Origin of the sequence: Acinetobacter sp. Q186-3 (assembly GCF_013420655.1) — a bacterium.
Taxonomy (GTDB): Bacteria; Pseudomonadota; Gammaproteobacteria; order Pseudomonadales; family Moraxellaceae; genus Acinetobacter; species Acinetobacter indicus.
On record NZ_VOXS01000046.1, the window covers coordinates 1 to 2,063 of the forward strand.

General features: G+C 35.3%; 2 protein-coding genes. One reads left to right on the top strand and one right to left on the bottom strand.

All coding sequences use genetic code 11. From position 1 onward, the window contains the following. Positions 1–205 precede the first annotated feature (205 nt). On the top strand, positions 206–952 hold the full coding sequence (locus FTT64_RS14290; RefSeq protein WP_002122556.1) for an IS5-like element ISAba31 family transposase: 747 nt from the start codon (positions 206–208) through the stop codon (positions 950–952). A 153-nt stretch (positions 953–1,105) separates the two neighbouring features. Here FTT64_RS14290 and FTT64_RS14295 read toward each other — a convergent pair whose 3' ends face one another. Further along, entirely contained in the window at positions 1,106–1,894 is a 789-nt protein-coding gene (locus FTT64_RS14295; protein WP_005137601.1) for an ANT(3'')-II family aminoglycoside nucleotidyltransferase, read from the bottom strand. Positions 1,895–2,063 lie beyond the last annotated feature (169 nt).

Here is a 2,063-nt window from a genome sequence, read left to right on the forward strand (position 1 = left end):
TTTAAATCCTATAGAACAGATGTGGGCATGGGTTAAACGTAAGCGTAAAGAATGGTTGATCGACTCAGTCGATGAGTTATTTCGAGTTTTTTTCGAATCTTGTATGAATAATAAAGTAGTTTGACTAGGGTGTGTTGACACTTTTAGCTTAAAAAAATAGCGAAGTAGTAAAATCAAATCGCCAAACCCAATTTTACTATTCGCTATGCCTCGTACTATGCTGACAGATCAACACTGGCAAAAGTTGAAAGTTATTCTGCGTAATTTATCCATTCACCACAACTCAAATTTACGCAATTTTATTGAAGCTATTCTCTATAGAATTAGAACAGGCTGTCCGTGGCGAGATATTCCTTGCTGTTTTGGTCATTCAAACTCTATTTTCAAACGTTTTAATCGTTGGTCAAGCAGCGGTAAGTTTCTTAGATTATTCAAATTACTAGCCTCATGCCCCGATATGGAGTGGATTTTTATTGATGGCTCTCATGTACGTGCTCATCAACATTCTGCCGGCATAGCGAATCAATCTATTTCTAAAAGTGTAGGAGGAAACTCCTCAAAAATACATTTGATTGTTGATGCACATGGCAATCCTATTGATTTCATGATTACCGATGGAACCACACATGATGTTAAAGTTGCACCTGATTTAATATCAACATTAGATTTAAAAGAGACAAAAGTGGTATGTGCAGATAAAGGCTATGATTCAGAACCACTGCGTGAACAGATCAGGAAAACAGGGACTAAAGCGAATATACCAAAGAAAACAAATAGCCAATCGAACAATGACCATATGGACTGGTATTTATATAAAATCAGGCATTTAGTTGAAAATATGTTTTGTAGATTAAAGCAATTTAGAGGAATAGCTACTCGATATGACAAGCTCAAAAGAAATTATCAAAGTTCTGTTGCTTTAGCATGTATATTTTTATGGCTACCTTTATAGGGTTAATTATGAACAGTAAATGTCAACAAACCCTATATTAAAATTAATATTATTTTCTTTAAACACTAAGTAATAAAAAAAGAGTGCTTAAGCACTCTTATATAGCCGTATGTTTAGTAAAGTCGGTAAGAAAAGCCAGAATCTAAAAAATTATTATGTGATCAAATTTCTTTTCTGCTCAAAATGCTCTTCAATTTTTGAACTCAGAAAATTAACAATAGGCTGCAAAGCATAATGTTCCTCTTGCCAATTTTGTTTACCGATTTCCCCTCTATATTCCTGTATAAGCCGCTGCAATACGAATTTCTGCTCAGGAGGAAGCTGAGGCATAACCCATCGAGCTGCATTGCCTTTTGAAGCAATATCCTTCATGACTAAACTAAAATAGATCCGGCATAAAGCTAAAATCTGGTTTCTTTCATCTGCATCCTCATCCCAATGAGCTACAATTTCGGGATAAGTATCAGACATTGCTTGCCATAGTTCTTGATCAGAAATTTCAGGTGCCCATTGGTCTAAAGCTGGACCAAATAAAACTGTATGATGAGATCTCGCTTTTCTAAGCAATATACTAATATCTGGGTCTTTCTGCGAACTTAATGTTCCACCTTCTTTAAGTTCTTCACGTAGCCATTCACCAAACTGCATTTCATAACTTAAAGGATAATTTCCAGACTGAATCTCATCTTTTAATAAAATAGTAACTTCTAATGGTCTTTGTAATTCCCCAACAGGCTGTGAAATTTTTAGTAATTCTTGTGCAAGCTGCTCGCGTAAAGCAGATGTTAATGGTTGAGTAACCACGACCAGAACATCAAGGTCACTTTCTGGCCCTAAGCCACCATCAACAGCTGAACCATAAAGATAGATTGCAAATAATGATTCCGCTAAAAGTTGCTGTAATTTTTCTTGTAGATATTCTAACTGAATGAAATCAGACATCTCTCATCTCCTTCGGAAGAAACAGATATAAAAAAGGCAGGATATTATACTCTGTACACGACAAATTTCACAGAACCCTTATCCTATCAGGATTCTGCTTTCTTAAAATTGCCAAAATTTCCTTAAACTCTTCTTTTTTCCCAAAACCAATTAAACGCTGAATCGCCAT